This is a genomic window from Endozoicomonas sp. Z74 (assembly GCF_057680865.1).
Map to the genome: position 1 here is coordinate 23214 of NZ_JBLYZI010000069.1, position 6885 is coordinate 30098.

At 47.7% G+C, this 6885-nt stretch carries 5 protein-coding genes; all 5 read left to right on the forward strand.

Annotation, left to right across the window (positions count from 1 at the left end; all coding sequences use genetic code 11):
- The first annotated feature begins 120 nt into the window (after positions 1–120).
- Positions 121–381, forward strand: coding sequence for a cysteine-rich CWC family protein (locus ACNRUY_RS17905; RefSeq protein WP_488113016.1), 261 nt, complete (start codon positions 121–123; stop codon positions 379–381).
- Between the two features lie 71 nt (positions 382–452).
- Positions 453–1997 (forward strand): phospholipase D family protein, encoded by a 1545-nt coding sequence (locus tag ACNRUY_RS17910; protein WP_488113017.1) that lies wholly within the window; start codon positions 453–455, stop codon positions 1995–1997.
- Positions 1998–2152: 155 nt separating this feature from the next.
- Positions 2153–2914: an enoyl-CoA hydratase gene (locus ACNRUY_RS17915; RefSeq protein WP_488113018.1), complete on the forward strand. Its 762-nt coding sequence runs from the start codon at positions 2153–2155 to the stop codon at positions 2912–2914.
- Positions 2915–3072: 158 nt separating this feature from the next.
- On the forward strand, positions 3073–4590 hold the full coding sequence (locus ACNRUY_RS17920) for a hypothetical protein (protein ID WP_488113019.1): 1518 nt from the start codon (positions 3073–3075) through the stop codon (positions 4588–4590).
- Between the two features lie 29 nt (positions 4591–4619).
- The gene (locus ACNRUY_RS17925) at positions 4620–6782 is read left to right on the forward strand and encodes a hypothetical protein (RefSeq protein ID WP_488113020.1); all 2163 of its coding nucleotides are present in this window, start codon (positions 4620–4622) and stop codon (positions 6780–6782) included.
- The last annotated feature ends 103 nt before the right edge of the window (positions 6783–6885 follow it).

A 6885-nucleotide genomic window follows, 5' to 3' on the forward strand; every position in this document is an offset into this window, starting at 1 on the left:
TTTTCTATTAAAATGCCGCTATTCCAGGCAAAAGTAGTCACTTTTGTGGATCAGCCTGAGTAGTGTTTTCCCCCAGACTATTTATCATGAAAAACGCTATGGTCAACACACAGGGCTCTCATGGAAGTTACAAATGATGTTCGTTCAGGGGCTTGTCCTGGATGTGGTCAACCCAACCTTTGTGCTTTCTCTCTTGGCATGCCTGCGGATCAATGCTGGTGCATGCAATCGGTATCGACGCAAGAGCAGTCCTCAGGCAACGAGAATCCAGATTTGTTGCCGGTGCCTGAGATTGCTACCAGCTGTTATTGTGAAGCCTGTCTCAAGAAAGTTAAGGCAGTTGGTCACTGGCGCCCTGAGCGTTCAGGTGTCGATGATTGAGGGTTGCAGGAAAGTGTCTCGGATCAAATGCCGGTAGTCGTTTAATGATCTCAGGCATAGGGAGGGAAGGTATGTTATGGGGGTTATGGGTGAAAGCGCTGCTGGTGTGGCTGCTGTCTGTGTTCTTAATGGGGTGTGTCAGCCTTCCTTCTGATTACCCCCGGCAGTCGTCTTACGCCATAGAGACAACCAGAACCAATGACAGTGGCATTGGCCAGTGGATCAGGGCTGAAGTGGATAGCCATCCTGGGGGCTCCGGGTTTTACCCGCTGGCGGATGGTCTGGACGCTCTGGTGGCACGTCTGGCATTGATGGACTCTGCAGAATACAGCATTGATGCCCAGTACTACCTGTTCCACAATGACCTTGCCGGGCAGCTGTTTCTTCGACACCTTCTGCAGGCTGCACGGCGGGGCGTCAGAGTGCGCCTGTTGCTGGATGACCTCGCCGTTACCTCCATTGATAAGGCCCTGGCCATTGCCAACCAGCACCCTCTGTTTGAAGTGCGACTTTTTAACCCCGTTGCTTCCAGAGGGATAATGCGGCCTTTGCAGATGGTTGCCCACTTTGACCGGATTAACCGGAGAATGCATAACAAAAGTTTTATTGTGGATAACCAGGTAGCCATACTGGGCGGTCGCAATATTGGCAATGAGTATTACCGCAACAGTCCGGTGGAGTTTGCCGACCTCGATATGGTCCAGCTGGGTCAGGTAGTACCGGAAATTTCCCAGGACTTTGACCGCTACTGGAACTCTGAATTGAGTTATCCGGCGGAGGTGGTGATTCCCCGGCAAGTGACTCCGGAGGATCAGGCCTGGCTTCAGAAAAGTTTGGATCGTGCGGTAAATTCAGAAGCCGCAACGGTGTATGTGGAACGACTGAAAAAGGCGCCTGTGGTTCGGAAAATGGCGGCAGGGGGGATTCATTGGTACTGGGGAAATGCCCTGGTGTATTCCGATGCCCCGGAAAAGGTGCTGACCCCTCTGTCAGACCGCTCCACTCATTTGACGCCTCAGCTCAGGCCCTATATTGACGGCGCTACCCGGGAGTTGATTCTCTTTACTCCTTACTTTGTTCCAGGCAAGGAGGGAGTGGTTTTTTTTACGGATCTGGTTAAGCGCGGTGTTAATGTGGTGGTGATTACCAACAGCCTGGCTTCCACAGACGTTGCAGTGGTTCATGCCGGTTACAGCAAATACCGGGAAGACCTGCTGGCCGGCGGTGTCCGGCTGATTGAAGTCAAGCCAACCGTTGCTGAAACCCAGCGTTCCATCACCGGTTCCAGTCGGGCCAGCCTTCATGCCAAAACCTACATCATTGACCGGCGTTATCTGTTCGTTGGTTCTCTGAATCTGGACCCCCGCTCGGCACTTCTGAATACCGAAATGGGTGTAGTCTATGATTCTTCGGCCCTGGCAGAGGATTTTTTTGCTGCTGTCGGAAAGCTGGATGGGGGCAAGGTCTGGGAGTTGCGCCTGAAGGACAACCGGGTGCAGTGGTTTGACTGCTCGGCTCAGTGTGTTTCGGTGAGCTCTACAGATCCTGGAAGCTCAATCTTTACCCGGATAGGCCTTTTTCTTTTATCACTTCTCCCTATTGAACAACAGTTGTAGTTTTTCCTGGGGATATGAACGGTTGTGCCCATGGTTCTGTGCCCGGTTTCCGGGTACAGTAGCAGGCAACTCATAAATAGTGCGTTTGAGAAAGTCGATTCAAATGCTTTTAGCAAAACCAAAAGCGTGTTGCAGAAAATAATAAGGTATCTCCCATGTCTGATAATAAGAACCCGGTGTTACTGGAAAAGCAGGACGATATTCTGATCATTCGATTTAACCGGCCTGAAAAGAAAAATGCCCTGACCACAGCCATGTACGCCACCATTCATGAGGCTCTGGTTGAGGCAGATGAGGACGACAGTGTTCGGGTGGTGGTGTTTTGCGGTCAGCCAGATATGTTCACGGCGGGCAATGATCTCAGTGATTTTCTCTCCCAGGGGCTTGAAGAAGAGGCGGCAGCCATGAAGCTCTTGCGTCAGCTGGCTGTCCAGGAGAAGCCTCTGGTGGCCGCAGCCAGCGGCATTGCGGTGGGGATTGGTGTGACTTTGCTGTTGCATTGTGACCTTGTTTACGCGGGTGAAAATACCCGGATGAGATTGCCCTTTGTTAATCTGGCGGTGGTGCCGGAGGCGGCCTCAAGCTTGATGCTCCCGGATATTATGGGACGACAGCGGGCTTCTGAGCTGCTGATGCTGGGGGATTTCTTTGACAGCAGAAAGGCCCGGGAATACGGCATCGTTAATGACGTGGTATCGAACGACCAGGTATTTGGCCATGCCATGGAAAAAGCCAGGCAGCTGGCAGAAAAGCCCCAGACGGCTTTGATACTGACCAAAAAGCTGATCACCAAAACCCGCCGGGACGATGTGGAAGGCAGGATCAGTGAAGAGGGGATGCTGTTTGCTCAGCGGCTGGCCTCGGATGAAGCCCGGGAAGTGATGGCTGCTTTTTTTACGGAAACCTCAGAAAAGTAATAATGGACTGATATTGAACCGGATCCTCCTGATACGAACCGGTTTTCCGGCAGGCAGAGTTAGGCTGGCTGACTGAATCGTTAGTGATTCTTATGGGGTCACTACTTAAGTTATAGGCTGGTTTTTTTATCAGGAAGATTGCATTTATGAATAGGGGTATGGAAATTGCCGGCAACCTGGGGGTTTTACAGCTAGGTCCTCAGGCAACTGTTTCTAAATCAAACCCAGGTGGTAAGGGAATAAAGTATGTTTCAATTTTGAAACAGTCGCCAGCACTTCCTGTCGATCATACTTGCAAACCGGCTCCTGTGAAAATAACTGAAAGGTCAGCAGCTTCAATGGTTACGAGAAGCACCAGTGGTTATTTAGTGACGGCCCCACCCATGGACGGTGAATCGCCTTGTTTTATCAATAGTGTTAAAGCTGGGGGCTTTGAGGCAAAAAAAAGTAAGAGGGTCAGCAAAGCGGCATCTGGGCTATCTGATGAGGAGTGGCTTAACCGAAGAAAAAAGAAGAACCGTTGTGCTGCTGAAAGGAGCAGGAAAGAAAAAAAAGAAAGGCAGGCCAGGCATGAGCAGCTCCTGGGAGCTGAAGGCCTATCAAAAATAAAGGTAGAGAATGACTATCTGCCTGTAACCCCGGATAGGGTCAAGGAAAGTTTAGGCAGTACCTATGCTTCTGATTTTGTGGTCAAGGGGTTACGGGATAATCTTGATGATCTTGTTGATTTTATTACTCACCACTCAGCGAGAGCGTTAAATAATGGATTGACGAAGCGTGATGTTGCAAAAAAACTGGCAGCAAAAGCAACAGATGAAAGCATTACAGTAGATGAACTCTGTAAATTCTGGAGAAAAGTCAGAAACAAGTTTTCAGCCAGTAAAAGCAGAAAAAAGGATACGGCTTACAACCTGAAGCTTGAGAAGGCCGTGGCTGCGAAGCAGAGGTCTACTGAGAAAAGCCTTCCTGAGCAGCCTCTCCTTTTGGTCAACAACAACACTTCCTTTGCCTGTGCTCAGGCAACGGTGGACAATCTTGAGCAAAGCAGGAAATGCTCTCTGGCTCAACAGATTCTTGTGGAGCACAGTTATTCATATTTAAAAGGTGAGCAAGTGCCTGCTGATGATTTCGATAATATTGAACCCGATGGTTGTATTGATTATGAAGACCTGAAACCTCTTCTTGATGCGGTAGGTGCTTTTGCTGAATGTCCTGATTTCGTGCCAGTAAAAAAAGAGATGGATGATCAAGAGTTTAATTCCTATTACATGGAGTTAGGAGAGGGTGATGAACTTCCGGATATACTGCCTATTGAAGAAGAGATGGAGCAGGAAGATGCCGTCGCTGAAAACGCTTTGATGCTTTCCTCCATCGATGAAGCATTTGCTGATAGGCTGCTTGATGAGAGTGAAAGTGTTGAATTTGATGAAATGGTGAAAGCTCTTGGTCCTATGGATGAGGATGAAACCCTGCGTCTTGACCTGGAGGAGAAAGGCCTCAATTCTGATGGCGGGCTATCCAGTCCGGATTCAGGTATTTCCAGTGGGTTCGGAGAGTGTGACCAGCTTAGTGGAACGGCCGGATCGCCGGACTCTTTATATCAAGACGGCTCCTGGAGTTTGGAATCACTTTTTCCCTTCAATCCAAGTCCAGAGGGGAATGGTATATTGCAATAATTTTTTAAGGTTCAAGAGAAGGTAGTGGTATGGATGCTGGCTTGGGAGAAGGATGCGCAGGGATTACGCCATTTGCCGTCTCGTCATTTCATAAGGATGAAGGAGTTGGGAGGTATAATACCTTACAGATTGTTGCTGAGCCAAAAAGATACGTATCAATTCTCCCTCATACAAAAGAACCCACTGCTTATTATAGAGTGGATACATCTCTTTTCTCAATTCAAGATATGCCATCAATGTTATGTGAAAATGAGAAAAGGTGTAAAAGAAAAAGGTTGTCAAAAGAAAGTCGAATGCAGTTAAGAAAGAAAAAAAGCAGAGTTTCTGCACAGAATTATCGTGATCGAGTAAAAAGAATGCGTCAACAGAACGAGAATATACTGAAAAATCGTGGGGTGGGCTTGCCGGTCAAAGATGAAAATCCGCCTGTATCATTATCGGATGTCAAGAGTGAATTGGCCTGGGATAAAGGAGAGTGCAGAGAGCTGTTTCATCGGAACAAGCAATTGGAGCAACTTGCCTGTTTCATTGCGGAGCCCCATGAAAACAACAATTATGATCGCTTAACGAAAAAAGCAGGTGAGCTTATTGACGTTTGCTTACCAGACAGAGGGATTTCTATTGATGGTCTTTTAACCTATAGGACGTTGATAAGAAGCAGAATTTCTTCTAGCTATGGTCGAGCTGCTTTAAAAAAATATGATGTTGAGTTGATTAAAACGGTCAATAGGTTAAGGCAATCTGATTTGCCCCTATGTGAGCCGGGCCCCTCTAGCTCAGGCACGACAATCAATAGCGATGAAATAGTGGGTTCTGATAACGGTGAAATGATAAATAATGCTCTCCTGGATAATTCTTCTTATATTCCTCATAACACGGATTGTCAGGATCTTTTTGATATGATTGATGAGTTCGATTTCTCTATTGAGGGAGGAAGTGATTTTCCCCCTATGGATTGTTCAGACCTGCTTCCTGAATTGAGCTATGAATTCCCTACTCTAATAGATGCACTGGATGACGACTTAATTGGTGTTACTGATCTGGGCCCATCATGTAGTGGGGATGGCTCCGATTCTGTAATCGAGGTCTTTACCGGGGGAAGAGGGGAGGGTGAAACCATGCACTTTCCCAATGAATATGATTTTATGGACCTGGTTGACTCGTTGGAGATTGAAGGTATCAATAATGCCGCTCAATTGAGCGTTGATGCAATCCAGTCTGAGAGGGTGGTTGATGATATTGATTTCCTGGCAGGTAACCCTCTCATCCAGGTATCACCCGGTAAGGACGACGAGGCTTCATCATCTACTATTCTGGCTCCTGATTCCGGGCTGGGCAGTAGGATGGTAGAGGGTTCAGGCAGTCCCGGCTCTGACCAGAGTAATGTTTTTTATGAGGCTGGTGCCCTTTCATTCGACTCTGGAAAAGAAAGTGGCCATCCTCTTGATATGCCTCCTGTTGCTGGCTGCCAACCAGTGTTCAATGAAGATGTGTTATCGGAAGTCTGTACGGGTCATAAACCAACGACGGGCTTTCAAGGTAACAATAATATTATCGAGAAGGCATTCCTGACGGCTCTACAGGATGTGCCAGCCTCAGGAGTCATTCAACAGCCATTATTGAAGGAGTGCTCAAGGGAAGTGTCCAGTCAGCAGCCTGGAGCCAGCGTGATGTTTTTTGAACAGGGTGTTTCCATAAAAGGGCCTGTTTACATGGCTTTTAATTCAAGTCCTTCTGTTTCCATGGCTACTGTGGCAGAGGGGCTCCCTTTAGAGCGTCTTCCGGATAATGAGGCTGTTGATCAGCCACCCCGCAAGAAGAAAAAAAAGGCCAGTGAAACTGAGAAAAAACAGGCGTCTCGCCATCAGTCTCAGGTTGCTCGTGACTTGAAAAAGACGGATGATACTGTTCAGGAAAAAAGAATAAAAGAAATGGCGGAGCGATTAGGACGTACCATTTGTTTTGAGGAAATCAAGCGATTACCACGCCTGACGACTGAGGTGGAGTACAACCGTAGAATACAAAACTATGTCGATAATCCGGACAGAAAACATGAAGCCAGAATAGTCGCTAAATACACACCGGATAGAGTGTCAAAGTGGTTTGTGGAGGCGGATAAGGCCTTGGCTCAAGGTCAAAGTGGGCAAAAGATATATACGGATTTAAGGTGTAGTAGTTCAGACCTGATCTGACAGTCACCGATTTTTCAGAGGGTGTCTGTCAGGTCAAATTCAGGCTACAAATTTTTCCTTCCAGATCTCTTTGCCATCTATCAGAGTTTCCATTGGCGTTCTT